We start from the raw sequence: 24,625 nt of genomic DNA, 5'->3' as shown, positions 1-24,625 counted from the left end.
TAGAGACGGTGGGTGAAGACGAGAGCCGTTATGGAACTCTCGCAGCCAGTACCGCCCCAGCATCCAGTGCATTCGATCAGATCCGGGGAACACAATGACGGCGACAACTGACGCAAACACGAGCGCGAGCGGCGACAGCCAATTGCTGCGCCATATCGATTGGCGAGGAGCCTTCTGGGTTGCAAGCGGCGTGCCGCCGCTGGTGCTGTTCTCGATCGGCGGCATCGCCGGGACGACGGGCACGCCGGCCTTCCTGATCTGGACGGCCTCCATGATCATGGGCTTCATCCAGTCCTTCACCTATGCCGAGATCGCCGGCCTGTTTCCCAACAAATCGGGTGGTTCTTCCGTCTATGGCGCCACGGCGTGGCTGCGTTACTCCAAGTTCATCGCGCCCTTGTCGGTATGGTGCAATTGGTTCGCCTGGTCGCCCGTGCTGTCGCTCGGCTGCTCGATCGCCGCCGGCTATATTCTCAATGCTCTCTTCCCGATTCCGGTCTTTACGGACAGTTCGCCCGAAGTTTTGGCCTATATCGCTGCCCATGCCGGCACGGTGCCGGCCGATGCGATCACGGCAGTGACGGCGGCGGCGACCCCGGCGATCCGCACCTGGACGCTGTTCAGCCATACCTTCCCGCTCTTCGGCTTCTCCCTCAATTCGGTCTTCTTCATCGGTGCCGCGCTGATGCTTCTGACCTTCGCGATCCAGCATCGCGGCATTCTCGGCACCGCCAACACCCAGAAGATCATCGGCCTGGTCGTGATCATCCCGATGCTGATCGTCGGCATCGTGCCGATCGTCACCGGCCAGATCAATTGGGCCAACTATTCCCCGCTGGTGCCGCTCGCCACGGCCTATGCGCCGGCGCCGGGTAGCTGGAACGTAGCGGGCTGGACCCTGGTGCTCGGCGGCATGTTCATTGCCGCCTGGTCGACCTATGGCTTCGAAACCGCGGTCTGCTACACCAGCGAGTTCAAGGACCCGGGCCGGGATACCTTCAAGGCCATCTTCTATTCCGGCCTGCTGTGCATGCTGCTGTTCATCCTGGTGCCCTTCACCTTCCAGGGTGTGCTCGGATTGAACGGCATGCTCGCCACCCCCATCGTGGACGGCTCGGGCGTGGCGGCAGCCATGGCCGACATGGTGCATGGCGGCGCCCTCATCAGCCAGCTCCTGGTCATGCTGATGATTCTGGCACTGATCCTGGCCATCATGACCGCGATGGCCGGTTCCTCCCGCACGCTCTACCAGGGCTCGGTGGATGGCTGGCTGCCCAAATATCTGAGTCATGTGAACTCGCATGGCGCCCCGACGCGGGCGATGTGGACCGACCTCATCTTCAATCTGCTGCTGCTCGCCATCGCCGCGGCTGACGCCACCAGCTTCTTCTTCATCCTGGCCGTGTCGAATTGCGGCTACATCATCTTCAATTTCCTCAACCTCAACGCCGGCTGGATCCATCGCATGGACAATGGCCACATCAACAGGCCCTGGAAGGCGCCCACCTTCGTCATCGCCATCGGTGCCATCTTCGCCTATGTGAATGCGATGTTCATGGGGGCGGGCGCGAAGGTCTGGAATCCTCTGGCGCTGTGGGCCGGCCTTTTTACCGCCTCCCTCATCATCCCGGTGTTCTGCTATCGGCACTATATCCAGGATGGTGGCAAGTTCCCCGAGCATATGCTCGACGACCTCGGTCTACGGTCCGTCGACCTTCAGCAGAAAAAGGCTGGCATCCTGCCCTATCTCACGCTCGTGGCCGGCCTGGCGGTGGTGCTGCTGGCGAACTGGTATTTCGTTCTCTGACAAGGCCGCATGGGCTCGATCATACACGGGGCGCTTCGGCGCCCCGTTTTACGTTTGAGGTGGCTGGCCTGCGATCAAGCCGATATTGTTCCAGTTGAGCGATACCGATCCGCGCTATGCCGGCGAGGTCGTCGGCGCTGGCGCCGTCCTGCGCCTGCACGGACATGCCCTGGACCAGGGCGCCGAGGAAGCGCGCGAGAGCGGCGATGTCGGTTTTCGGCTTAAACCTGATCCCAGGCTTTTGGGGGCCGAACCCGGGATGATTTTTCGAGCCCGCGATAACAAAGCCACTGTTAATCCTGGAAGCCAGTATCAGGCGCCATGTGCGAACAAGTGAATCTCGTTATATTTGTTCGGAGGGTGGAGAGTTCTGACAGGTAAGGGCTGAGGATTGGCATGGGCGGCGAAACGACCCAAACTCGAGATCATGCGGGCGGCTCCTCTATTTTCTTCTCCCGCGACAGCGACGCCGAACAGGATCGCCTCATCGGTGATTTCCGTGATTTCATTCGGAGCAGCATATCCTCGCTCGAGCCGGTCCTTGAGATCGGTCCGAGCTACAGGCCCGTGCTGCCGAAATCGCGAGGCTTCAATGTCGAGACAGTCGACCACGCCGATCAGGAGACGCTGCAGCGCATATACAGGGCACACGGTGTTGATGTTGCCCTGATCGAGACCGTCGATCACGTGTGGACCGGCGGCCCGATATCGGCCCTCACCGGCGAAGGACGGTTCAACCTGGTCCTTGCTTCTCACGTCGTGGAACACACGACCAATCTTGCCGGATTCCTCGTCGACTGCATGGCTTTGCTTTCGCAAGGTGGCGGGCTGGCCCTTATCGTTCCTGACAAGCGATATTGTTTCGACTTCTTTCAGCCCACGACCGATATCGCCAAAGTCATGTCGGACTATAGGGGAAACCGCTCACGTCACACCTTCGAGGCTTTTTATCGCTGGGCAACCAATATCGAGGTCCTTTCGGGCGATAGGGCCGATATTGCCTGGGGGCAAGGGTGGGTCAAGGACTTCGCCTTCGCTGCTTCCTTTGATCGCAATCGTTGCTCCACTGCCGAGGCGTCATCAGCGGCACCGGATTATGTCGACAGCCACGAATATTATCTGACGCCATCGGCGTTGGCTCTGATTCTGCTGGAATTGCGTCAATATGAAATTCTGGATGCAACCGTTGAAACGCTCACGCGGGCACGGGGCTGCGAGTTTCTCGTCATGCTCAGGAAAGGTGGCGGTATGCCGCTGTCGGAGGAAGCCTATCAGGCCATCCGCCGCCGCCTGCAGCTTCAACGCATTTGGGAGCAGATGGAAGCCTGGTCCATGTTCGGGCCCCTTGTAAAAGACGAGGAAACTGTGGCGCCGGCAATGCCGGCCGACATGGCCGCGCTCCATGTTCGAAGCCGGAGTTCTGGCTATAGGGCTTCCAAAGAGGGAACCGCCGTGGATTGGGTCGAGCATCTCCCAAGCCTGGAGGCCCACATTGCAAAACTGGAAGCTTATATTGGGGATCTGGAGCCTCGCAGTGCGCGTCTGGAAGCTCAAATCGACATTCTGCAGCAGGAGAATGCCCAGTTGCAGCGGGTTACATCGCTCATGCGGGGGTCCGCGAGTTGGCGATTGACGAAGCCGCTGCGTTCCGTCTCCGCGCAACTCAAGCGATTAAAAATGCGCTGAGATCGGCAAGTGAGCTGGAAGTCTGTGATGTGATCTACGCGCCCTGAATCGCGAGATGGGCCGTGGTGGCCTTGGCTTCCGCCAACAGCCAGTTGCGGAAGAGGGCGACCTCCGGCCGTCCGGCGACGGTGCGGGGATAGACCAGCCAATAGCTGTAGTCGTTGGGCAGGATCGTATCGACCGGGCGTACCAGGCGGCTTTCGTGCAAGGCTCGTTCGGCCAGGAAGAGCTTGCCGAGCGCCATGCCTTGTCCTTCAGCAGCTGCTTGTAGCAGATGACTATGATCGTCGAAGGCATGTCCCGCGGCAATGGTGGCTTCGGGCAGGCCGGCATGGCGGAACCAGCGCGACCACGCGTCCTTGGGCGTGTCGTGCAGCAGATGGGTGGCGAGCAGGTCCGAAGGCGTGCAGGGGGAGGGCAGGCCTGCCGCGACCCTCGGACTGCAGACCGGGCTGAGTGCCTCCTGCGCGATCAGATCGGCCTTGAGCCCCGGCCAGCGGCCGAGGCCGGAGCGGATGCCGAGATCGAAACGATCCTCGGTGAAAGCCCACGCTTCCGGCGAACTTGTCAGCTTCAATTCGATATTGGGATGGCTCTGGCGAAAGCGTCCAAGCCGGGGCACCAGCCAACAGGTGGCGAAGGAAGGCAGCACCGTGATGCGCAGGGGGCCGTCACGACGGCCGCGCAAGCGCTCGGTTACCGCGGCCAGCCGATCGAGCAACTCGCCGGCTTCGGCAAGAAAAGTGCGCCCGGCCTCGGTCAACCGCAAGGCGTGGCCAGAGCGCTCGAACAGCCGCACGCCCAGCCAGGTCTCGAGCTGGCGCACCTGATGGCTGATCGCCGTCTGGGTCACGCATAGTTCGTCGGCAGCCCGGGTGAAGCTAAGGTGCCGGGCACCGGCCTCGAAGGCGCGGACAGCCACAAGCGGCGGAAGGCGACGCATGCTCGATGAATCCAGTTCATGGAGGCGGTGAAAATAGATCGTTTTGTCGGGCCCGAAAAGTGGTGTTTCCATCCCCTAGAGCAAAGTGCGTTCAAGCGTGAACGCCCATTTGCTCCAGCTCCCTGTTCCCAAGCCAATCCGTAGGATTGGCTGGAGCGTCTTTGCGATTCTTGATGATTCCACCAAATCGCAAAACGCTTCAGTGCACCGGCGCCTCGCCCGGTTCGGCTCGTTGAAATGAGATCGCCATGCTCGTCTGGAATGTCTGGATTCTCTTCGTCGGTTACGCGGTGCCGCTGGTCATCAGCCCCGGACCGGGCAATACCGTGCTCACCGCCATGGGCGCCCAGCATGGCGTGCGCGGTTCGGTACGCTTCTGGGTGGGGTTCGAGATCGGCAATCTGGCGCTTTGCCTGATCTATGGCTTTGGCCTTGGCGAGGTCGTCCGCGCCCATCCCGGTTTCGCATTCGGGCTGAAACTGGCGGGCATTGCCTATCTCCTCTATCTGGCCTGGAGCTTCTTCCGGTCGGCGAGCCATGCCGCCAGTCTGGAGCGCAGGCTTCAGCCGCATCTCGGCCTCGTCGACGGCATCCTGGCCGTTGCCGTCAATCCCAAGATCCATTCGATGGTTCTGGCGATGTTCACGCAGTTCCTGGATCCGGCCGCCGGGGTCACCAGCACCGTCATCCAGCTCACGACGGGCTTCGTGCTGATCTCGGTGCTCTGTCACTTTCTCTGGATCTATGCCGGCGCCAGCCTCCTCGGACGCTTTCGCTCCGAGCGCGCCCAGCGGACCCAGAGTTGGGCCTTCGGTACCTGCATGCTGCTGGTCGCGGCCTTTACCGCGATCAATTGAGGATCGGTGCGATGGCGCGTTTTTCCGCCCTCCGAGACGGCGCCCCGTAAGGGGCCCTGGCTTGGCCGGCTCAACCGGTCTATGAGCGCTGCTGGAATCGTGCCTGTATTCGCCGGGCACCGGAAAGCGGAGAGAGCCATGCCCCACATCATCGTGAAGATGCTGCCCGGCAGATCCGAGGACCAGAAGCGCAAGCTCGCCGACGCCTTGACCCGGGCCGTGATCGACAGTCTGAACAGCCAGGACAAGTCGATTTCGGTCTCGATCGAGGATGTGCCGGAGGACGAGTGGACCCAGAAGGTTTATATCCCCGACATCAAGGACAAGCCGGACCTCGTCTATAAGAAGCCCGGCTACGACCCGCTCGGGTGAGCCAATAGCGCTCAGCGATCGACCCGCGCCTGCAAATGTGCCGGATATCGATCACCCTGCACGGCAATCCCGGAGACCGCCGCTTCGATCTCGGCGAGGTCGGCCGGCGACAGTTCGATGTCGATCGCTCCGACGTTCTCCTCCAGCCGATGCTGCTTGGTGGTGCCGGGGATCGGCACGATCCACGGTTTGCGGGCCAGCAGCCAGGCCAGCGCGATCTGCGCCGGCGTGGCTGATCTCTGTTTCGCCAGCTGCGTGAGCAGGTCCACCAGGACCTGGTTTGCCTTGCGTGCCTCCGCAGAGAAGCGCGGCACGATGGTGCGGAAGTCGCTGCTGTCGAAGCTCGTGCGCTCGGTGATCGCCCCGGTGAGGAAACCCTTGCCGAGCGGGCTGAAAGGCACGAAGCCAATGCCGAGCTCCTCGAGTGTCGGCAGGATCTCCCGTTCGGGCTCCCGCCACCACAACGAATATTCGCTCTGCAGAGCAGCGACCGGCTGAACTGCGTGAGCACGCCGGATCGTCTTCGCGCCGGCTTCCGACAGGCCGAAATGCTTGACCTTGCCCTCGCGGATCAGATCCCGGACGGTGCCGGCGACATCCTCGATCGGCACGGCCGGATCGACGCGATGCTGATAGAACAGGTCGATGCGATCGGTCCTGAGGCGGGTGAGGGCGGCCTCGGCCACGGCCCGGATGCGTTCCGGCCGGCTGTCCAGTCCGGCTTGGACGTCGCCGTCCTTGAAACCGAACTTGGTGGCGATCACGACATGGTCGCGGAACGGCGCCAGTGCCTCGCCAACCAGTTCCTCGTTGACGAAGGGGCCATAGGCTTCGGCCGTATCGAAGAAGGTGACCCCCCGCTCCACCGCTGCACGGATGAGAGCGATGCCGGCCTGCCGTTCGACGGCCGGCCCATAGCCATAGCTGAGCCCCATGCAGCCGAGGCCGATGGCCGAGACCTCCAATCCGCCATGTCCAAGAATGCGTCTTTGCATGGTTTTCGTCCTGTTTCGTTGTGTTGGTTCCATGTGCCGCGGACTCTAGGCCAAGGCAGAGCTTGCGATTAGGTGGATAAATCGGCATGTAATCATGAGGAAAGTTCATGAGTGATGCGCGAGAACCTCAACGATCTGGTCGCCTTCCTGGCCGTCGCAAGAGCACGCAGCTTCACCCGGGCCGCGGCACAGCTCGGCGTCTCGCAATCGGCTCTGAGCCATGCCATGCGTGGCCTCGAGGAAAGGCTGGGCCTGCGGCTGTTGGTCCGCACCACGCGCAACGTCGCGCCGACCGAAGCCGGCGAGCGCCTGTTGTCGAATCTCGGGCCGCGCTTCGAGGAAATCGAGGCCGAACTCGCAGCCCTCAGCGCGTTTCGCGACAAGCCGGCCGGCACGATCCGCCTCACGGCGGGCGAGCACGCCGCCGAAACCGTGCTCTGGCCCGCAGTGGAACGTCTGCTGCCGGGCTATCCGGACGTTCATGTCGAGATCATCGTCGACTACGGTCTCACCGACATCGTGGCGGAGCGTTATGATGCCGGCGTGCGGCTCGGCGAGCAGGTCGCCAAGGACATGATCGCGGTGCGGATCGGTCCAGACATGCGCATGGCGGTGGTCGGAGCGCCCGCCTATTTTGCCCGGCGGCCGAAGCCGGTGACGCCGCAGGATCTCACCGCTCACCGCTGCATCAACATGCGGCTGCCGACCTATGGCGGCCTATTCGCCTGGGAGTTCGAGAAGGAAGGGCGTGAACTCAAGGTGCGGGTCGAGGGGCCGCTGGTCTTCAACAATCTCGCCTTGCGCCTGAGAGGGGCATTGGGCGGCCTGGGGCTCGCCTATGTTCCGGAAGACGCCGTGCAGGATTTGATCGCACAGGGCAGCCTCGTCCGGGTGCTCGACGACTGGTGCGCTTCTTTTGCCGGCTACCATCTCTATTATCCGAGCCGCCGCCAGGCGTCCCCGGCTTTCGCCCTGCTGGTCGAAGCCCTGCGCTATCGGCGCGGGCCGTGACTGGCCGAGACTATCGCGCTTCGGCGGCTTCCTCGATCACCCCGGCGATGGCATCGAGCATGGCGGTATCGTCGCCGGCCATGCCGTCCATGTCGGCCATGCGACCGATCACGGTGGCGGCGATGTTTTCCTCCACCGTGTTCTCGGCGTAGGCGTAATAGATCACCGCGCGCTGGCCGTCGCGATGGCAGCGTCCTTCGATCTGCTGGAGCTGGATGGCGCTGTGGCGCATGTCGTGCACCACCAGCGAGCGCTCGCGTTCCCCGCCCGGCATTTCGCCGCGATGGAGGGAGATCGCCTCGGTGACGGTGAACACCACGGCATCGAGTTCGCCGCGCTGGAAGGCAAGGCGCACCGCCTCGTTGCGTTCGCCGCTCTGCGTGCCGTTGATGGCATCGACGCGCCAACCATGGCCCCGCAATTTCTCGACCAGGAGGGCACTCGTCTCCAGGAAGGCGACGGATATGGCCACCTGCTGGCCGTTGCCGATCAGGTCGTCGGCGAAATCGGCGGTACCGGTGATACGCAGCAGGCTGCCCTTCTGGCGAAAGCGCAGATCGGCAGCCCAGCCCGCCGCCCGGCGCGTCGAGCCGCCGGCGAGCCCGAGTTCCCGGCGGAATTCGCGCCAGGTTGCCTCGTAGAGACGCCGGCTTTCGGCATCGAGTGCGGTCGGGGTCACCTCGCGCTGCACTTCCGGCCATCCGGCGATCTCTTCGGGGCGACGGCGCAGGCCGATGGCATCGTGTCCCTTGTAGAGCAGGGAGGACATGGTACGGCGGTCGTCCTCGTTGGGCTCCCAGGACCAGTTCTTCCAGCGCCCCTTGGCGCGCCCCATCCCGAGCCGCTTCATCAGGGCCCGGAAGCCGTCGAGATCGCCGCTAAGGCCTTCGCCCTTCCTCTTGTCGTCTTCTCGTGCGAGCAGGCGGGCAAGATAGGAGAGTTCATGCGGCGCCTGACCGGCGGTGGCGCTCATATAGAGCGTGAAAGTGGCAGCCGCCGCCATTTGGCGGCACACTAGGCCCTGCTGCGAGTTGGGGTTGCGGATGCGATGCGCCTCGTCGATGACCACCAGTGGCCAGATGCGCTTGGGCGTACCGAGCTTGGCGAGCTCGTTGTTCTTGGCCCGGGTCGAGCGCTTGGTGCTGGTGGCGGGCGGCGCCATCAGCGTCTTCGTGCGCTCGAAATTCATCACGGTGACCGCCTTGGCCGGCAGGCCGGCCTGCGCCATGGTCAGGCGCCATTGCGGGATGGCGCCCTTGGGGCAGATCACCAGGATCTCCGGCTCGGGCATGGCGCTCAGCGCCAGCCAGGCCGATAGCGTCTTGCCGAGACCTGTCAGATCCCCCAAGAGAAAGCCCGGCCGCCCCGCGCGCCGGGCGGCGAGGATCGCCTCAGCAGCCTCGATCTGGTGCGGGCGGGGGACGAGTCGGGGCGCGAGAGTCACGCCTCGTCGCGGAAATAGGGTTCGACCGTGCCCTTGAGCTTGATGGTCAGGGGATTGCCGCGCCGGTCCTTGGCATTGCCGGCCGCGACCCGGATCCAGCCCTCGCTGACGCAATATTCCTCGACATTCGTCTTCTCGGCGCCGTTGAAGCGGATACCGACGCCGCGTTCCATCAGAGCCTGGTCGAAGAAGGGGCTGTCGGGATTGGAGGCGAGGCGATCGGGCAGGGTATCGGTCATCTTTTGTCTCTCCTGGAGCAAGGAGCGTCATGACGCGACGCTTCATTGCTCGGTCTTTTCGTTTCGACGCGTCCTTGCATTTCCTGCCGTTACCGGCAAATCGCAAAACGCTTGGGGATGTCGAATGCCGGATTAGCTCCCCGGGCGCCGAAAGCCAACGCCTGATGTGAATTTTATCCAATAGGACATGCCTTTCGCGGAGAAAGGCTGGCCGCATTCCATTCCGGCTCCGGAGCAAAAAGCGTTTCTACCGAAAGGCGCTTTGCTTTAGGGAGGGCTTATCGAAATTGAATGAAGGAGTGGCGCGATGGATGATCGGCCCATGAAGAAGGCTCGCATGCTCGCGGAGATCGCCAGCATCCAGAAGCAGGCCAAGGTCCTGGCGGTGCAAAAGAATCGTGGCGCCCATTACGAGCGCCTGGCTCGAGAGGCGGAAGAACGCGTGGCCAAGCTGCGTGAATCGATCGCCACCATCGAGGCGGAGCTCGCTGCCGCCAAGCAATGAGCTATATCGGCATTGAGGCGGCAGGGTGCTGCAATCAGCGGCACAGCCTGCCTGCGAAGATGTCAATTGCGTTGCGGATTTATGTCAGGAATGCAATATTGCATACGTGTTGAGCGAATTGGCTAAGAATTCGCCATAATCGGCCAGTTAGCCATGCGAGCCATGCAATTCGGCATTGCGACGATGTATGTTGCACCGCAATATGAGAAGGTGGATACTCCCCGACAACAAAGGAGTAATCATCATGATTTTCGCAAGCATCATTGCTTATTTCAAGGACCGCATGGCCAAGCAGGCCGAGTTCCTGCGCCTGCTCGACGAGATCAACAGCCTGTCGGACCGCGATCTGCGTGATCTGCGCGCCGACCGTATGGAGATGATCCGTCACGCTCGCCAGCAGGTCTACGGTGCCCAGGCTGCCTGAGCACCGCCTTCCGTCGACGGACGAATTTCGAACGCGCCGCCTTCTTTCCTGAAGGTGGCGCGTTCTGCTTTTGGGGGGCAGATCGAATCCCACCAGCTTCAGGCATGGGCAGGCTTCAGACCAAGGCGGGCACTTGGCTGTGCAGGGAGCGATCGAGCGCCTTGCGCAAATAGCGCTTGGCCTGTTCGAAGGCTGCGCCGTCACGATCTCGCGGTCGGGGCAGGTCGACGGTGACTATTTCCTCGATGCGCCCCGGTTTCGGCGTGAGGATGACGACACGATCGGCGAGCAGCAGCGCTTCTTCGATGTCATGCGTGACGAGAAGGAGAGTCTGCCGATCCTCCAGCCAAAGCCGGGCGACATGATCCTGCAGGCTCGCGCGGGTCAGCGCGTCGAGGGCGGAGAAGGGCTCGTCCAGGAGAAGGATGCGCGGCCGTGCCGCCAGGGTGCGGGCGAGGGCCACGCGCTGGGCCATGCCGCCGGACAATTCCTTGGGCCATCTTCCGCCCAGTCCCTCCAGGTCGACGCGTGCGAGAACTTCTTCCACCCACCTGTCGCGCTCCTTCCTGGGCAGGCCGTCCAGGCCAAAGGCGACGTTTCCGGCAACGCTCAGCCAGGGCAGCAGGCGAGGTTCCTGGAAGACGAAGCCGACGGTTTCGGCCGGGCCGCGGAGATGGGCGCCCTCGATCTCCACCCGTCCACGGGTCGCAGCCTCCAGGCCGCCGACCAGGCGCAAAAGTGTGCTCTTGCCGCTTCCCGAACCGCCGATGATGGCGACGGCCTCTCCTGCCGCGACGGACAGGTCGATGCCACGCAACGCTTGCGTGCCATTGGCATAGACCTTGTCGAGATTGCGTAGCGACAGCATCAGCGATCCTCGCCGGCGAAACTGTCTTCATGGCGCAGGAAGGGACGGCTGAGCGCGACCAGGATCATGTCACTCGCCTTGCCGATCAGCGCGAACAGGATGATCGTGGCGACGATCTCATCGGGTTTGCCCAGTTGCTGGCCATCGACGAGTAGATAGCCGAGCCCTTCGGAAGCTCCCATGATCTCGGCAGCCACCACGAACATCCAGCCGAGGCCAAGGCCGACCCTCAGGGCCGTAACCACCTGTGGCAGGATGGCGGGCAGGAGGATGCGCCGCACCAGCCGCAGCCCCTTCAGCCGGAAGACCTGACCGACCTCGACGATCTTGCGGTCGACCGAGCGGATCGCGCTGGAGACGCCGAGATAAACCGGAAAGAACACGCCGACGGCAATGAGGATGATTTTCGATTCCTCAAAAATGCCGAACCACAGGATGAAGAGCGGCACCCAGGCCAGCGAGGGAATGGCGCGCAGGCCCTGCAGGGTCGGATCGACCAGGGTTCGGAACAAGGACGAGTAGCCGGAGGCAGCTCCGAGCGCGATGCCGGCGAGAGCGCCGAAGAAGAAGCCGGCCCCGACACGGGCCAGGGTTGCGAGGATGTGGGTGGTGAGGTCGCCGTTGCGCGCCAGCTCCAGCAGCGTCGCGGCGATGCGGCTCGGTGGCGGCAACAGTCGTCCGTCACTCCAGCCGGAATGGACGGCATATTCCCATGCCAAGGCGAGGGTGAGGGGCAGAAGCAGCCCGACATAAGGCCGGACATGGCGAAGAGAGGGCCTGGTCGCCGGGCGCCGCTCTTTCAACGCCTCCGGCGCGATAGGGCTTTCGAGTGCCGTCATGGCCCGGCCTATTGCGTCTGGGCGCCGAAACGCGGGTCGATCAGCCCGTTCACCGCCGCGGGCACGTCGATCTCGGCCTTGATCACGCCGGCGCCCTGCAGGGCTTGCCCGGCGGCCATCAGCGTCTGTCGCTGGGCGTCCCCGATGGTGCCGGTAGACAGGTCCGTGCGGGTGAGCTGGCGCTCGATCACCGCATCGGGCAGCTTGGCGGCTGCGATCAGGCTCCGCTTGAGATCGGCGGGGTTGGCGAGGGCATGCTGGCGGCCCTTTTCATAGACGGCCAGCACGCGGCGCACGAGCTCGGGATGGGCGGCGGCAAAGGCCTCGCGCACATTCAAGACGCCCCAGCTGTTGAGCGCGGGATCGCGGAAGAAGAGTTTGGCGCCATTTTCGACCTCGGCGCCGGCCATGATCGGATCGAGCCCCGCCCAGGCGTCAACGTCGCCGTGGATCAGGGCAGCCTTGCCGTCACCATGCTGGAGTGGCACGAGCGCGATGTCCTTCTCCTTCAGCCCGGCCGAAGCCAGCGCGCGGATGAGGAAGATGTGAGGATCGGTACCGCGCGTCGCCGCCACGCGCCGGCCCTTGAGATCGGCGACGCTGGCAATGCCGGTGTCGGGACGCGTTACCAGCGCCGTCCATTCCGGGCGCGAATAGACATAGACGGATTTGATCGGGTTGCCGTTGACGCGGCCGACCAAGGCGGCCGCCCCCGCCGTCGATCCGAAATCGATGCTGCTGGCATTGAGGAATTCGAGGGCTTTGTTGGAGCCGAGGGACTGGACCCAGCGCACTGCGATGCCGTCGGCCTTGAGCTCCTCCTCCAGCCAACCCTTGTCGCGGATCAGCAGGCCGACGGGATTGTAGGTGGCATAGTCGATCCGTAGTTCGGACGGATTGTCGGCGGCTCTGGCGATCCGAGGTGCCGCGAGGCCGCCCGCGACGAGGGAGGCAAGGCCGGCAATGAAATGGCGTCGGGTCGGCAAAGCGGGGAGGGACATGGCATATCTCCGAAAACAGATCCTTATTTTATTAATACATAAAGATTGTAGACAAAATAGACAAAAATGCCTTGCTCGGCCACCCGGAGGGGATTGTTCTCGCTGGGCATGGCTGCTAGCATCCGTGGATGCGTATGTCGTCTTTCTCAGCAAGCTGGTGGTGGCCCGTCTAAGCACGGACGGCCACGCATGATCATGCTCATCTGGCCGTCCCGGGAGGGGCGGCTTTTGATTTTTTAAAGATCAGCGCAGGAGCACCCAATCCGAGACGGCCCCAACTCGGAGTTGGCTCCATGACGGACCATATCTACCACTCGGCCGGCGGCATCCGGATCCAGCGTGCCTGCCGCGACCTCGACTACCCCCATAACATGTCCGCTCTCGCTGATAGCCTGGACCAGCAGCGCGGCGCTGTGTTTTCCTCGGGCTGCGAGGTGCCGGGGCGCTATCGGCGCGGGGAGGTCGGCTTTGCCGATCCGCCGCTGGTCATCACCGGCAAGGGCCGGAGCTTTCGGATCGAGGCTCTCAACCAGCGCGGCGCTTGCCTGCTGCCGACGATCGAGGGGCGCTTGCGCTCGCTCGGCCTCTTCGAGACTTTCGCCGCGGGTGAGGGATATCTGGGGGGCACGGTGCGCGAGGCGCAAGGCGCGTTTGCCGAGGAGGAGCGCAGCCGCCAGCCCAGCCTGTTCTCGTTGCTGCGGGCGGTGATCGAACTCTTCGCCGCGCCCGACGACCCCTATCTCGGTCTCTATGGCGCCTTCGGCTACGATCTCGTCTTCCAGTTCGAGCCGATGGATCTCCGGTTGCCACGGGCCGAGGATCAGCGCGATCTCCTGCTCTATCTGCCCGACGAACTGGTGGTGGTCGATCATGCACGCCAGCGGGCGCAACGGCTGAGCTATGATTTCAGCGTGGACGGACGCTCGACCCGAAACCTGCCTCGTGCCACCGAACCCCATCCCTATCGCCAACTGGCCGGCCCGGATCTGCCGCCCGAGAGCGATCATGCGCCCGGCGAGTATGCCGCCATGGTCGAACGGGCCAGAGCCGCCTTCGCCCGGGGTGACCTGTTCGAGGTGGTGCTGGGGCAATTGCTGTCGGTGGCCTGTGCAGAAAAACCCAGCACGATCTTCCGCCGGCTTGCCGCCGCCAATCCCTCGCCCTTCGGCGCCCTGATCAATCTGGGCGAGGGCGAGTTCCTGGTGGCGGCCTCGCCGGAAATGTTCGTGCGTGTTGACGGCCGGCGTGTCGAGACATGCCCGATCTCGGGCACCATCCGCCGCGGGGCCGATGCCCTGGAGGATGCCGAGCGCATCCGCGAACTCCTGAATTCCGTCAAGGACGAGGCCGAACTCACCATGTGCACCGATGTCGACCGCAACGATAAATCGCGCATCTGCGAGCCCGGCAGCGTCAAGGTGATCGGGCGGCGCCAGATCGAACTCTATTCGCGCCTCATCCATACCGTCGACCATGTCGAGGGGTTGATACGGCCGGGCTACGACGCACTCGATGCCTTCCTCAGTCATGCCTGGGCGGTGACGGTGACCGGGGCGCCCAAGCGCGGTGCGATCCGCCATATCGAGGCCGAGGAGAAGAGCGCCCGGCGCTGGTATGGCGGGGCCTTCGGGGCGGTCACCTTCGACGGCGCCATGAATACCGGCCTGACGCTGCGCACCATCCGTATGCAGGACGGCATCGCAGAATTGCGTGTCGGTGCCACCTTGCTGCATGACAGCGATCCCCGGGAGGAAGAGGCGGAGACCCGGCTCAAGGCCTCCGCCATGCTGGCTGTGCTCGAGGAGGATGCTGTCCGGGCCGATCGGCCGGCAGCTCCGGTACGCAGGGCCGGGTCCGGGCCGCGCCTGCTGCTGGTCGATCATGAGGACAGTTTCGTGCACACGCTGGCCGGCTATTTCCGCGCCGCCGGTGCCGGGGTCGTAACCCTGCGCCCGGCTCTGGCGCGGCAGAAGCTCGCGGATGGGGAGCCGGTGGACCTCCTGGTGCTCTCGCCCGGGCCCGGGCGGCCCGAGGATTTCGCCATGCACCGGACCCTGGAGCTTGCCTTGCAGCGCGGGCTGCCGGTTTTCGGAGTCTGCCTCGGCCTGCAGGGCATGGTCGAATACTTCGGCGGCCGGCTCGACCTGCTCCCGAAACCCGTGCATGGCAAGGCCTCACGCATCGAAGCTGGGGATGGACAGCTCTTCGCCGGCCTGCCCGGCAGCTTTTCGGTAGGGCGCTATCACTCCATCCATGCTGATGCGCACGACCTGCCGCCGGAACTGCGGGTTACCGCGCGCGACGCAAACGGCGTCATCATGGCGGTGGAGCATGCCACCCTGCCGTTGGCCGCCGTGCAGTTCCACCCGGAATCGGTGATGACGAGGCCCGAGATCGGCCGACGGATAATCGAGAACGTGCTGGCGATGATCGGCGGTGAAGCCGTGGCTGTCGCGGCGGAGTAATGGTCGGCAAGGACGACCTCATCGCTGCCGGAAGAGGCGGGTGAATCCCTCCCCGGTTTCGGGGAGGGGGACCCCGGCGGAGTCCTGACGGCTTCTTGTGAGCAGCAGGTCACCTCTCTTCCGAACCCGCTTCCTCAGCTCCCACCATCCATGCGCAGGTTCCAGGTCTCGTAGGGGCGGCGGAAGGTCGGCAGGCGCTCCGTCATGGGGGGTAGCGGCGCGAAGGGCTTGTGCGGCTCGGCCTGATACCAGAACGCCACCGAGGAGAGGTCGTCCGAACGCCGGTTGGCGTGGCCGTGCTCAATGCTGACCCGGATCGATCTGTGGAAGATCACCGGGTCCTCGATGTGCCAGCGATAGAGCGTCACCGGTTCGGTCCAGTTCGGGCCGCCGGCGGCGATGATACCGTGATAGGGCGCGCTGTAGTCCTGCGTCGGGCACCAGGCCGTATTGAAGTAGTCCTCCGTGCCGGTACCATGCAAAGTGGGCGGCCAGGCATCGTTGGCGCCGGGGCTGCTCTCGTTGCGCGGCGCGATCGGCTCGGCCTTGGGTCCGATGCGCGGATCGGGCTTGCGCATGGTGTCGGGGACCGACAGGCCTGGCTCGCCATCGACGAAAATCATGTCGTCGCCCTCGCCATACCAGTCCCACAGGTCAGAGCGCCGCCGCGAATAGACGCTGTAGAGCACGCCGACATAATGGCCGTGCCCTTCCGCCTCCAGGATGGTGTAGTTGTCCTTGCCGTCGACGGTCTCGCCGCCGAACAGGAACTGCTCGTTGGCGAGGCCCGCCTCGTCCATGCCTTGGGGACGGTCCTGGCGATACTGGGCATGGAAGCGGCCGAGCCCCGGCTCGAGCTCATCGTGCAGTTCGAGGTCGACATAATAGTAGAACAGCAGGTCGTCCTCGGCCTCGTTGGTGACAGTCAGCTTCATGTGGCCGGCGAACGGCATCGGGAAATAGCAGTTGAAGGCCTTGCCGTCCTCGGGGCTGGCCTGCACCGGCAGGCTGGCGAAGTTGCGTGTGGCGGCATGCCCCATGCCGAAGAAATCGCCGATCGGCGTCTCGACGCTCGGATGCTCCTCGCCGTCCCAATAGGCCCGGAGCACGATCTTGCGCAGGAACAATTCGCTCTTGCAGGCGAGGGTGGCCCAGATATGGGTGACGATGCCAGTGCCGGCATGCTCGGCGATAACAACCGTCTGCCCCGGCTCGATATGCAGCCTGTCGTCATTGCCGCCGGTGCGGTCATAGCTCGAGAAGCGGCGGGAGCGGCCTTCGCGCAGTTTGGCGAGGCCACGCAGGGGCGAAAGTCCGGACTGGGTCATGCTCACTTCCTCAATGGGACGGTACTTGAAATACCGCTGTCATTCCCGGCGAGCCACATAGTGGCGAGGGAAGGGAATCCAGGGCTGCCGAGTAATGGCCCCTGGATTCCCTTCCCGTTGCCTGCGGCAACGCCGGGAATGACAGCTTTTGAGATCGTACAATTCGGCTCATTTCAGGCCGCTGGTCTTGATGGATTCGGTGATTTGGCGCTGGAACACAGCAAAGAGGATCAGCATCGGCAGCGCGACAATGGTCGAGGCCGCCATCACATAGTTCCAGGCGCCGGCATATTGGCTGCGGAAATTGGCAATCGCGACCTGGACCACCCACAGGCTGGAATCGGAGGCGACCGTGAGCGGCCAGAGGAAGGCGTTCCAGTTGGCCAGGAAGAACAATATGGCCAGCGCCGCCAGGATCGGCCGGCTCAGCGGCAGCACGATGCTCCAATAGATGCGCCAGCGCCCGGCGCCGTCGATCAAGGCTGCTTCCTCCAATTCGCGCGGCAGCGACAGATAGTATTGCCGCAGGAGGAAGATGCCGAAGGCGTTGAAGATCGAAGGTACGATCAGCCCGGCGTAGGAATTCAGCATGCCCATCGCCCGGACCAGGATGAAGAGCGGCACGATGATCACCGGCAGCGAGACCAGGAAGGTGGAGAACATGGCGAGGAAGATCGCGTCCCGCCCCGGGAAATGCAGCCGGGCCAGCGCGTAGCCCGCCATGGAATGGAAGAACAGCGCGACGATGGTGACGATCGCCGAGACCAGGAAGGAATTGAGGAGGTAGCGCAGGAAGGGGATTTCGGTCAGCACATAAAGGAAATTGCCGATGGTGGGCCGCTGCGGCACGAGATCGGGCAGGAACACTTCGGCCGGTGGCTTGAAGGCGACCACCAGCATCCACACCAGCGGAAACACCGTCATCAGCGCCAGCACCAGGCTGACCAGCATCCACAGGAAGCGCACGAGCTGGCCCGGCGGGGCGAGGGCAGGGGCGTTGCGTTCAGGCATGATGGAAGCGCCCGCCCCGCGTCAGCCTGAACAGGATGAGGGTCACGGTCATCAGCAGCGCCACCAGCAGCGATGCCATGGCGGAGGCATAGCCGAAGGCGCCAAACTGGAAGGCCTGGCGATAGATGTAGACGATCAGGGCCGAGGTGGCATTGGCCGGGCCGCCCTTGGTCATGACATAGATGAGATCGAAGACCTGGCCGCCGGCCGCCGCTGTCACCACGGAGACCAACACCACGAAGAAGCTGGTCGGCCGCAGCAAAGGCAGGGTGATGTAGCGAAAGCGCGCGAGTGGGCCGGCGCCGTCGAGTTCGGCCGCCTCGTAATATTCGGCCGGGATATCCTGCAGGCCGCCGAGGAAGATCAGCATGTAGAAGCCCATCATGAACCAGACGCTGACGGCCACGAGAGTTGATAGCGCCAGATTCGGATCGCCCAGCAGCGAGAGCCCGGGCAGGCCGAGCCAGCCGAGGAGGCGGGAAAGGATGCCGACTTTCTCCACCAGCAGGATCTGCCAGACCATGGCGACCACCACCAGGCTGACCATTTGCGGGGCAAAGAACATCGAGCGGATCATCGTCTCGAACCGCCCGCCACGCTGCACCAGCAAGGCGAGGCCGAGCCCGCAGACGTAGAGCGCGGGCACCAGCAGGGCGGCATAGAGCAGTGTCACCCTGAGCGAGGTCCAGAACAGCGGGTCACGCCACATGCGCCAGTAATTGGCCAAGCCGACGAAACGATAGCCGCCGAAACCGTCGACCTCATAAAAGCCGATGGCGAGGGCGAGCAGCATCGGCAGGCCGACGAAGACGGCAAGGCCCAGGGCGTCGGGCAGCACGAAGAGATAGCCGGCGAGGACATCGCGGCGGGAGGCGCGGGTGGATGTCATGGCGCGGCTCCTTGCCTCGTGGCGGAGCGATCGGAATGAAGCGCGACCAGCCTTCTCCCCTCGTGGGAGAAGGTGGCCGAGCGGGGCGATGTCGGATGAGGGGAGATACGCAGCCTTGCAAGGTCTTTGCCAACACCCCTCATCCACCCCTTCGGGGCACCCAGTCCACTCCAAATGGAGTGGACGATACCCGCAAGGGGAGAAGGCTGGTCGCGCCTTGCGCATTTCGGCTGGAAAAAGCCCACTCGGCCCCTCACAGGATCGGCGCGCCGCTATAGCCGGCGAGGAAGGCGTCGAGCTGCTGGCTGGCTGCCGTTGCCGCTTCCCGGGGATCGGTGCCGCCGAGCTGGGTGGCCTGGATCGCGTCGGAGATGATCTTGTAGACCTCGGGCGGCACGCGCGGCTCGGCCCGTGTGCCCGGATAGATCTCCTTGGCGAAAAGGCCCATCCTGCCAGCTTGGAAGGCCGCGGAACCGGCGGCAAGAGCGCTGGCGCGCGGCGGCATGTCGCTCTTGGCGGTCGTGCACCAGTCGACGACCCGTTGAACCGATCCCTTGTCCATCGAGGCCAGGGCCCAGGCGCAGAATTTGGCCGCCGCGTCGGGATTCTGGCCCTTGGCATTGGCAACGAAGGCCCAGCCGCCGCCGACGGTGACATACTTTCCACTCGCCGGAATCGGCAGCTTGAACACGCCATAGGGCGTGTCCTTGGCATTGTTCTCCATGGCGGCTATGCCCCAGATGCCGACATTCTGCATGGCGGTCAGGCCGGCACCGAGATTGGAGACGATGTCGAAGCCGCCGCTGACCACCTGTCGGGGCGCGGAGCCCGACTGGATGGCATCCTGCCAGAGCTTGAGGGCCTGCACGGTGGCGGGCGAGTCGAAGGCGCTCTTGCCGTCCTTGCCCTGAATCTCGCCGCCGCCCTGCCAGAGGAAGGGGTACCAGGTGAAGTTCTGGTAATAGCCGGGCGTGGTCTCGAACAGCACGCCATAGCGGTTCGACGTCGTCAGCTTCTTGGCAAGCTCGAGGAGCTCGTCCCAGGTCTTGGGAACGTCGTTCTCGTTCAGCTTGGCTTCCTCGAAGGCCTTGACCGAATAATAGAAGGCCATCGGCTCGACCTCCATGGGCACGCCATAGATCTTGCCGTCGACCTTGCGGTTGGCAATCACGCTGTCGGGAAAGTCGGTGCGGGCCGCTTCCTCGATATGGGGTGTCAGGTCCGCCAGCACGCCGCCATTGTAGTAGCGCAGAAAGTCGCCGGGACTGATCAGGAAGATGTCGGGGCCCTGGCCGGAGGCGAAAGCGGTGGCGAGCTTGGAGCCGGAGATGTATTCGCTGTTGACGATATATTCGAGTTCGACTTTGGGGGAATGATCGGAATTCCAGGCTGCCACCAGATCTTGGAACCATTTGACCTGGGGCTTTACGTCGCCACCGGGCGCGTAGAACTGCCAGAATTTCAGGGTGGCGTCCTGGGCCTGGGCTCCGGAACGGTTGAGATAGGGTGCGTTCAGGAACCCGCCTGCCAAGCCAGCGCCGGCGACGAGCAGGCTGCGACGGCTGATGCCGGCCTTTTCCACGCGATTTTCGGGACGCACGGCCTTTACAGTCATGATTTCCTCCCTATTGCCGGCTGTTTTGCCTCCGGCTTGTCGTTCTCAACGGATGCGGCTCGCGCCGCGTTCCCGTCAGGCTGAATCGAAGGGGTGCAGGATGGATGGCACGGTTGTGGTGCGTGGCGCGCCGGTGAAGCTGCCGCTCAGGCGTTCCAGCAGCATGGCGGTGGCCTGCCGGGCGAGGGCGGCCGGGCTGTTGCCCACCCTGGTCAGGCGGGGGCGGACATATTCGAGCTGCGGCAGGTCGTCGAAGACGGACACGGCGATGTCATCGGGCACCGAAATGTCGCTGTCGTAGAATTCGGTGAGGGCGCCTGAAGCCATCAGGTAGTTGGCGAAGAAGACGGCCGTTGGCAGGGCATGGCCATGCTCGCGCTTGAGCCATGCGGCGGCCTCGCGGCCCGATGGCGCGAGATAGCTTCCGGTAAAGCGCAAGGCAGGATCGATGGTGACGCCGTTGTCGCTCAGGGCCTTCTCGAAGCCGTCGGCTCGCGCCATCGCCTCGGAGAAGAAGGCAGGGCCGGTGACATGGGCGATGCGCCTGTGTCCCTGGCGGGCGAGGTATTCGCCCATCAGATAGCCGCCGCCGAAATCGTCCAGCCTGATGCTGTCGACAGCTTGATTGGGCAAATGGCCGATGAAGACGGTGGGAATGTCGATGCCCACCAATACGTCATGCATGCCGTGCAGGGCGAAATCGCCCACGATGAGGCCATCGACCCGGCGGTTGCGGATCTGCTGGAGATATTCGCGGCCATGGTCCTGGGAGTGGCCGCCCGGCACGTCCGTGTTGAAGATCAGCATGTCCAGGCCGACATTCTCCAGCTCGGACTGCGCCGTCTTCACCAGTTCGGGATAGAAGGGGTTGCGAATGTCGGGGATCAGCATGGCGACGGTATCGGTGCGCCCGGTGCGTAGGCTGCGTGCCTGGGGATTGGGTTGGTAGCCCAATTCGCGGATCGCCTGCTCGACGCGCTCGCGCAATTCCCTGGAGACGCGATCGGCATGATTGATCGCATGCGACACGGTCGTGCGTGAAACGCCAGCTCTCTCGGCAACTTTCGATATCGTGCTCACTTGGGCATGATAGCTAAGATGAATGCATTTGCAAATCGATTTGCATAAATTCTTTGCCCGAATATCCTCTGGCTGCGCGGACGTCCCGTTCGCGAACAAGACGTCCGCTCAGCCAGAGGATCAGGGCGTCGCCTGTACCAAGGTGCCGGAATAGAGGATAGGGCCGGTGGGTTGGCCTGAGGGGGAGCCGCCTTCCGGCTCCAGGGTCACGGCCAGGACAGCCTGCTGCACCACCTGTTCGGGCAGACTGGTCAGCCGCGCCTTCTCCACCGTGAAGGGCTGGTCGCCGATCACGCCGAGCGATCGTGGGCCGGGGAGCTTGTCGTTCACCAACCACAATTCATAGGATTTGTTCGGTTGAGGCCTGGCCGCTACCGGCCGGATAGTGAGGGAGCGCGCCTCGACATTCACCGAGACGATGAAGGCGGGGGAGGCGGCGTCCTTCTGCAGCACGGCGACGAAACTGCCTGGTTGCACAGGATTGTGCAGCATGGGCGTGAGGGCGAAGAGGGCCAGCCCCGCGGCCAGCGCGCCGGTACCCAAGGCGGTCATCCGCCAGCGCCGCAGGCGCCTTTCGAGCAGGGGAACCAGCTTGTCCGTTCCACTGTCGAGGCGAGCCAGGATGCTTGGCAGCAAGGAGGCCGGCGCCTCCACGGGCGCTATGGTTTCGGCCAGGGGTGCCAGGCTCCGTTCCCAGGCCATGATGGCGACATCGAGAGCCGGTTCGCGCTGGCGCCGCGCCGCAACGGCGGCCCGCTCCGCCGCATCAAGCGTGCCCAATACGTATTCGCCTGCCAGCAGATCGAGGTCGTCGGGATCAGTCATGACCGAGACACTCCCTCAACTGGGCGAGGCCACGGTGGAGCAACGTCTTTACTGTCGGGACCGGCCGCTCGAAGCGCCGGGAGAGGGCTTCGCGCGAGGTGCCTCGGTAATAGGCGAGCAGGATCATCTGGCGCCGCTCCTCATCGAGGCCGGCGAGGCAGGCGATGAGGCGTCGCAGTTCCTCGCTGCGTTGACGGCCCTCAAGTGGTTCGAGGCTTTCGGCCGGCAACTCGTCGAGATCCTGGGTACCGGCATTGGCCGCGTGCCGTGTACTGCGCAGAATGTCGATCGCGCGGTTGCGGGCGATCGTCGCCATCCAGGTCATGGCGGAGGCCTTGCCGGGATCGAAATCCGCCGCCTTGTCCCAGATCCTCACATAAATCTCCTGCAATGCATCTTCGGCCGTGGCTCTCTGGCGCAGGATACGAAGGACCACCCCATAAAGTTTCGCCTGGGTCGCATCATAGAGGCTGCGGAACGCAGCCTTGTCGCCCGAGGCGACGGCGCGCATCAGGCTTTCCAGTGTCCCTTCTTTTGCCTCGAAGCTTTTGATGCTGATCAAACCGACCGTCCCGGTTCCCCACTGGCGCAGGAATGATTTCTGCTGCGATCAAACAATAAAATCGAGATGGATGGAACAGGTTTCGTCTACAAGAATCCTGGCTTCCAGACAGGGTGACTCACTACGTCGTGGGCGGTGAAAGGTTTCAGCCGAAGAAAAGAATATTTTTATTCTTTATGATGAAACCTTATCTCGATCGTACCGTATATGTTTATTTTTGTGCGATGAAATATTTTCTGAATTCAAAAAAGAATATTTTCGAAAACTGAAACCTTCGGAAAGTCGAGGCGTAGATCTTCACGAGACACGAACAGTTTCGCTCTCCACCGGTCTCGACGATCGGTGCAACCTTGCCTTCCGGAGATCTGCCATGACCCGTCGCACTTCCTCCTATGCAGCCGCCATCGGCGTCGTTCTTGCCGCATCCGTGTTCTACACGCTGGGCGCAGCCCGGGCCGAGACTACTGTCAATGTCGGCGGCGCCCCGATGTATCCCTCCAAGAACATCATCCAGAATGCCGTCAATTCGAAGGACCACACCACCCTGGTTGCGGCGGTCAAGGCAGCCGGCCTTGTCGATACCTTGATGACCCCCGGGCCGTTCACGGTCTTCGCGCCGGTGAACAAGGCGTTCGGCAAGCTGCCGAAGGGAACCGTTGAGACACTGCTCAAGCCTGAGAACAAGGCGACGTTGACGGCTGTTCTTACCTATCATGTCGTCCCCGGCAAGCATTCGGCCGCAGAGCTGATGTCCGAGGTCAAGGCTGGCGGTGGCAAGGCCACCTTGAAGACCGTGCAGGGCGGCACGCTGACGGTCACGCAGGTCGGCCGCAAGCTCGACATCACCGATGCCAAGGGTGACAAGGCGACCGTGACCATCCCCGACGTCAACCAGAGCAATGGCGTCATCCACGTCATCGATACCGTGCTGCTGCCGCAATAACGGACCGCGCCGGACCGCGCTTTCTAGAGCAAAGTGCGATTTCACTGAATCGCACCTTTTCTCTAACTGTTTGTTTTAACGCGTTTTCTTGATCGAAAAGTCTATCAACGTAATTGCTCAGGGGGGGCCGCCCCTCACCTCTATCCTCTCCCCGTAAGCACGGGGCGAGGCAAGGTAAGGGGCTGCGCGACCTCGACGGTAGGGGGAGCAAATACCGATCAACTTTTCTGAAAAACGCTCTGCCGCGGTCCGGTGCCACCCTCATCCTCTTCGGGGAGGCCTTTCGTCATGAGCGAGCCCATCTCTCGTTCCCAACCTGTCATCGCACCGATCCATCCGACCATCGTGAGGATTACGCATTGGACCAACGCCGTTGCGATGCTGATGATGATCTCCAGCGGCTGGGCCATCCATAATGCTTATCCCACCCTGCCTTTCCTCTTTCCCTCCGCCCTCACGCTCGGCGGCTCGCTGATCGGCGGCCTGCAATGGCATTTCGCCGCGATGTGGCTGGTGATGGCCAACGGCCTGATCTATCTCGTCTATGGCTTGGCCTCGGGGCGGTTTTACCGAAAATTGCTGCCGATCTCGCCCGGGGCGGTGTTTGCCGATCTCAAGGCGGCTCTGGCCGGCCGGCTCGGCCATGCGGATCTCGGCGGCTACAATGGCGTGCAGCGCCTGCTCTATCTGGGCGTGATCGTTGATGGCGTGCTGGTGGTGCTGTCGGGTCTGGCGATCTGGAAGCCCGTGCAACTGCGCCCGCTCGTGATGCTGCTGGGCGATTTCGATACGGCGCGCCTTATCCATTTTGGTGCGATGTCGATCATCGTCGGCTTTCTTATCGTGCATGTCGTCATGGCCCTGCTGGTGCCGCGAAGCCTGCTGACGATGGTCCGCGGGCGCTGAGAGAGGGAGA

General features: G+C 63.3%; 25 protein-coding genes. 11 read left to right on the top strand and 14 right to left on the bottom strand.

The genetic code is table 11. The features are described 5' to 3' along the window. The first annotated feature begins 94 nt into the window (after positions 1-94). The 3 genes from ACN6KF_RS17110 (at position 95) to ACN6KF_RS17100 (ending at position 3,493) form a co-directional block, all read left to right on the top strand. Entirely contained in the window at positions 95-1,807 is a 1,713-nt protein-coding gene (locus ACN6KF_RS17110) for a trimethylamine N-oxide permease (protein ID WP_434957992.1), read from the top strand. 94 nt (positions 1,808-1,901) lie between these two features. Next, positions 1,902-2,144, top strand: a complete 243-nt coding sequence (locus ACN6KF_RS17105) for a hypothetical protein (RefSeq protein ID WP_434957991.1) — start codon at positions 1,902-1,904, stop codon at positions 2,142-2,144. Positions 2,145-2,203: 59 nt separating this feature from the next. Further along, entirely contained in the window at positions 2,204-3,493 is a 1,290-nt protein-coding gene (locus ACN6KF_RS17100; protein WP_434957990.1) for a hypothetical protein, read from the top strand. A gap of 34 nt (positions 3,494-3,527) precedes the next feature. Here ACN6KF_RS17100 and gcvA read toward each other — a convergent pair whose 3' ends face one another. Further along, positions 3,528-4,436 (bottom strand): transcriptional regulator GcvA, encoded by a 909-nt coding sequence (gene gcvA, locus ACN6KF_RS17095; protein WP_434957989.1) that lies wholly within the window; start codon positions 4,434-4,436, stop codon positions 3,528-3,530. Positions 4,437-4,684: 248 nt separating this feature from the next. Here gcvA and ACN6KF_RS17090 point away from each other — a divergent pair, with 248 nt between their 5' ends. Then, the gene (locus ACN6KF_RS17090; RefSeq protein WP_434957988.1) at positions 4,685-5,293 is read left to right on the top strand and encodes a LysE family translocator; all 609 of its coding nucleotides are present in this window, start codon (positions 4,685-4,687) and stop codon (positions 5,291-5,293) included. A gap of 138 nt (positions 5,294-5,431) precedes the next feature. Beyond that, complete coding sequence (locus ACN6KF_RS17085) at positions 5,432-5,665, top strand: tautomerase family protein (RefSeq protein WP_434957987.1); 234 nt, start codon at positions 5,432-5,434, stop codon at positions 5,663-5,665. A gap of 11 nt (positions 5,666-5,676) precedes the next feature. On the opposite strand, the gene ACN6KF_RS17080 is transcribed toward ACN6KF_RS17085, so the two are convergent. Beyond that, positions 5,677-6,660 carry an aldo/keto reductase gene (locus ACN6KF_RS17080; RefSeq protein ID WP_434957986.1) on the bottom strand — a complete coding sequence of 328 codons (984 nt, stop codon included), beginning with the start codon at positions 6,658-6,660 and terminating at the stop codon, positions 5,677-5,679. A 114-nt stretch (positions 6,661-6,774) separates the two neighbouring features. On the opposite strand from ACN6KF_RS17080, the gene ACN6KF_RS17075 reads away from it, so the two are divergent. Continuing rightward, positions 6,775-7,671 carry a LysR family transcriptional regulator gene (locus tag ACN6KF_RS17075; RefSeq protein ID WP_434959693.1) on the top strand — a complete coding sequence of 299 codons (897 nt, stop codon included), beginning with the start codon at positions 6,775-6,777 and terminating at the stop codon, positions 7,669-7,671. A 10-nt stretch (positions 7,672-7,681) separates the two neighbouring features. Here ACN6KF_RS17075 and ACN6KF_RS17070 read toward each other — a convergent pair whose 3' ends face one another. Beyond that, positions 7,682-9,115, bottom strand: a complete 1,434-nt coding sequence (locus ACN6KF_RS17070; protein WP_434957985.1) for a DEAD/DEAH box helicase family protein — start codon at positions 9,113-9,115, stop codon at positions 7,682-7,684. Further along, positions 9,112-9,354 carry a DUF3297 family protein gene (locus ACN6KF_RS17065; protein ID WP_149253800.1) on the bottom strand — a complete coding sequence of 81 codons (243 nt, stop codon included), beginning with the start codon at positions 9,352-9,354 and terminating at the stop codon, positions 9,112-9,114. Before ACN6KF_RS17065 ends, ACN6KF_RS17070 begins: the two co-directional genes overlap by 4 nt. Positions 9,355-9,661: 307 nt before the next feature. Here ACN6KF_RS17065 and ACN6KF_RS17060 point away from each other — a divergent pair, with 307 nt between their 5' ends. Together ACN6KF_RS17060 and ACN6KF_RS17055 are read left to right on the top strand one after the other, a co-directional pair. After that, positions 9,662-9,859 (top strand): hypothetical protein, encoded by a 198-nt coding sequence (locus ACN6KF_RS17060; RefSeq protein ID WP_434957984.1) that lies wholly within the window; start codon positions 9,662-9,664, stop codon positions 9,857-9,859. A gap of 244 nt (positions 9,860-10,103) precedes the next feature. Beyond that, complete coding sequence (locus ACN6KF_RS17055; RefSeq protein ID WP_149253802.1) at positions 10,104-10,283, top strand: hypothetical protein; 180 nt, start codon at positions 10,104-10,106, stop codon at positions 10,281-10,283. Between the two features lie 115 nt (positions 10,284-10,398). Here the strand turns inward: ACN6KF_RS17055 and ACN6KF_RS17050 are convergent, their stop codons facing one another. From ACN6KF_RS17050 to ACN6KF_RS17040, 3 genes are read right to left on the bottom strand one after another with little or no spacing between them, the layout of a single operon-like run. Then, positions 10,399-11,151, bottom strand: a complete 753-nt coding sequence (locus ACN6KF_RS17050) for an ABC transporter ATP-binding protein (RefSeq protein ID WP_434957983.1) — start codon at positions 11,149-11,151, stop codon at positions 10,399-10,401. After that, entirely contained in the window at positions 11,151-11,990 is an 840-nt protein-coding gene (locus tag ACN6KF_RS17045) for an ABC transporter permease (protein WP_434957982.1), read from the bottom strand. Before ACN6KF_RS17045 ends, ACN6KF_RS17050 begins: the two co-directional genes overlap by 1 nt. Positions 11,991-11,998: 8 nt before the next feature. After that, complete coding sequence (locus ACN6KF_RS17040; protein ID WP_434957981.1) at positions 11,999-12,991, bottom strand: aliphatic sulfonate ABC transporter substrate-binding protein; 993 nt, start codon at positions 12,989-12,991, stop codon at positions 11,999-12,001. Between the two features lie 293 nt (positions 12,992-13,284). Here ACN6KF_RS17040 and ACN6KF_RS17035 point away from each other — a divergent pair, with 293 nt between their 5' ends. Beyond that, a complete protein-coding gene (locus tag ACN6KF_RS17035) occupies positions 13,285-15,456 on the top strand; it encodes an anthranilate synthase component I (RefSeq protein WP_434957980.1) in 2,172 nt (723 codons plus the stop codon). Positions 15,457-15,590: 134 nt separating this feature from the next. Here ACN6KF_RS17035 and ACN6KF_RS17030 read toward each other — a convergent pair whose 3' ends face one another. From ACN6KF_RS17030 to ACN6KF_RS17000, 7 genes are all read right to left on the bottom strand, one after another. Next, positions 15,591-16,784 (bottom strand): glycoside hydrolase family 172 protein, encoded by a 1,194-nt coding sequence (locus tag ACN6KF_RS17030; protein WP_434957979.1) that lies wholly within the window; start codon positions 16,782-16,784, stop codon positions 15,591-15,593. A 168-nt stretch (positions 16,785-16,952) separates the two neighbouring features. Next, positions 16,953-17,795, bottom strand: coding sequence for a carbohydrate ABC transporter permease (locus ACN6KF_RS17025; RefSeq protein WP_434957978.1), 843 nt, complete (start codon positions 17,793-17,795; stop codon positions 16,953-16,955). Then, positions 17,788-18,684, bottom strand: coding sequence for a carbohydrate ABC transporter permease (locus ACN6KF_RS17020; RefSeq protein ID WP_434957977.1), 897 nt, complete (start codon positions 18,682-18,684; stop codon positions 17,788-17,790). The genes ACN6KF_RS17025 and ACN6KF_RS17020 overlap by 8 nt, the downstream gene beginning before the upstream one ends. 253 nt (positions 18,685-18,937) lie before the next feature. Then, positions 18,938-20,299, bottom strand: a complete 1,362-nt coding sequence (locus ACN6KF_RS17015; RefSeq protein WP_434957976.1) for an ABC transporter substrate-binding protein — start codon at positions 20,297-20,299, stop codon at positions 18,938-18,940. A 75-nt stretch (positions 20,300-20,374) separates the two neighbouring features. Continuing rightward, on the bottom strand, positions 20,375-21,379 hold the full coding sequence (locus ACN6KF_RS17010; RefSeq protein ID WP_434957975.1) for a LacI family DNA-binding transcriptional regulator: 1,005 nt from the start codon (positions 21,377-21,379) through the stop codon (positions 20,375-20,377). A gap of 120 nt (positions 21,380-21,499) precedes the next feature. Next, the gene (locus ACN6KF_RS17005) at positions 21,500-22,204 is read right to left on the bottom strand and encodes an anti-sigma factor (RefSeq protein ID WP_434957974.1); all 705 of its coding nucleotides are present in this window, start codon (positions 22,202-22,204) and stop codon (positions 21,500-21,502) included. Next, positions 22,197-22,715 carry a sigma-70 family RNA polymerase sigma factor gene (locus ACN6KF_RS17000; protein ID WP_434957973.1) on the bottom strand — a complete coding sequence of 173 codons (519 nt, stop codon included), beginning with the start codon at positions 22,713-22,715 and terminating at the stop codon, positions 22,197-22,199. Before ACN6KF_RS17000 ends, ACN6KF_RS17005 begins: the two co-directional genes overlap by 8 nt. Positions 22,716-23,136: 421 nt before the next feature. Here ACN6KF_RS17000 and ACN6KF_RS16995 point away from each other — a divergent pair, with 421 nt between their 5' ends. Next, positions 23,137-23,709: a fasciclin domain-containing protein gene (locus ACN6KF_RS16995; protein WP_434957972.1), complete on the top strand. Its 573-nt coding sequence runs from the start codon at positions 23,137-23,139 to the stop codon at positions 23,707-23,709. A gap of 288 nt (positions 23,710-23,997) precedes the next feature. Further along, positions 23,998-24,615, top strand: coding sequence for a cytochrome b/b6 domain-containing protein (locus tag ACN6KF_RS16990; protein ID WP_434957971.1), 618 nt, complete (start codon positions 23,998-24,000; stop codon positions 24,613-24,615). Positions 24,616-24,625 lie beyond the last annotated feature (10 nt).

Source organism: Labrys methylaminiphilus subsp. lupini (assembly GCF_051161885.1).
In the GTDB taxonomy this organism is placed as follows: Bacteria; Pseudomonadota; Alphaproteobacteria; order Rhizobiales; family Labraceae; genus Labrys.
This window is presented reverse-complemented; position numbering and strand designations above follow the sequence as displayed.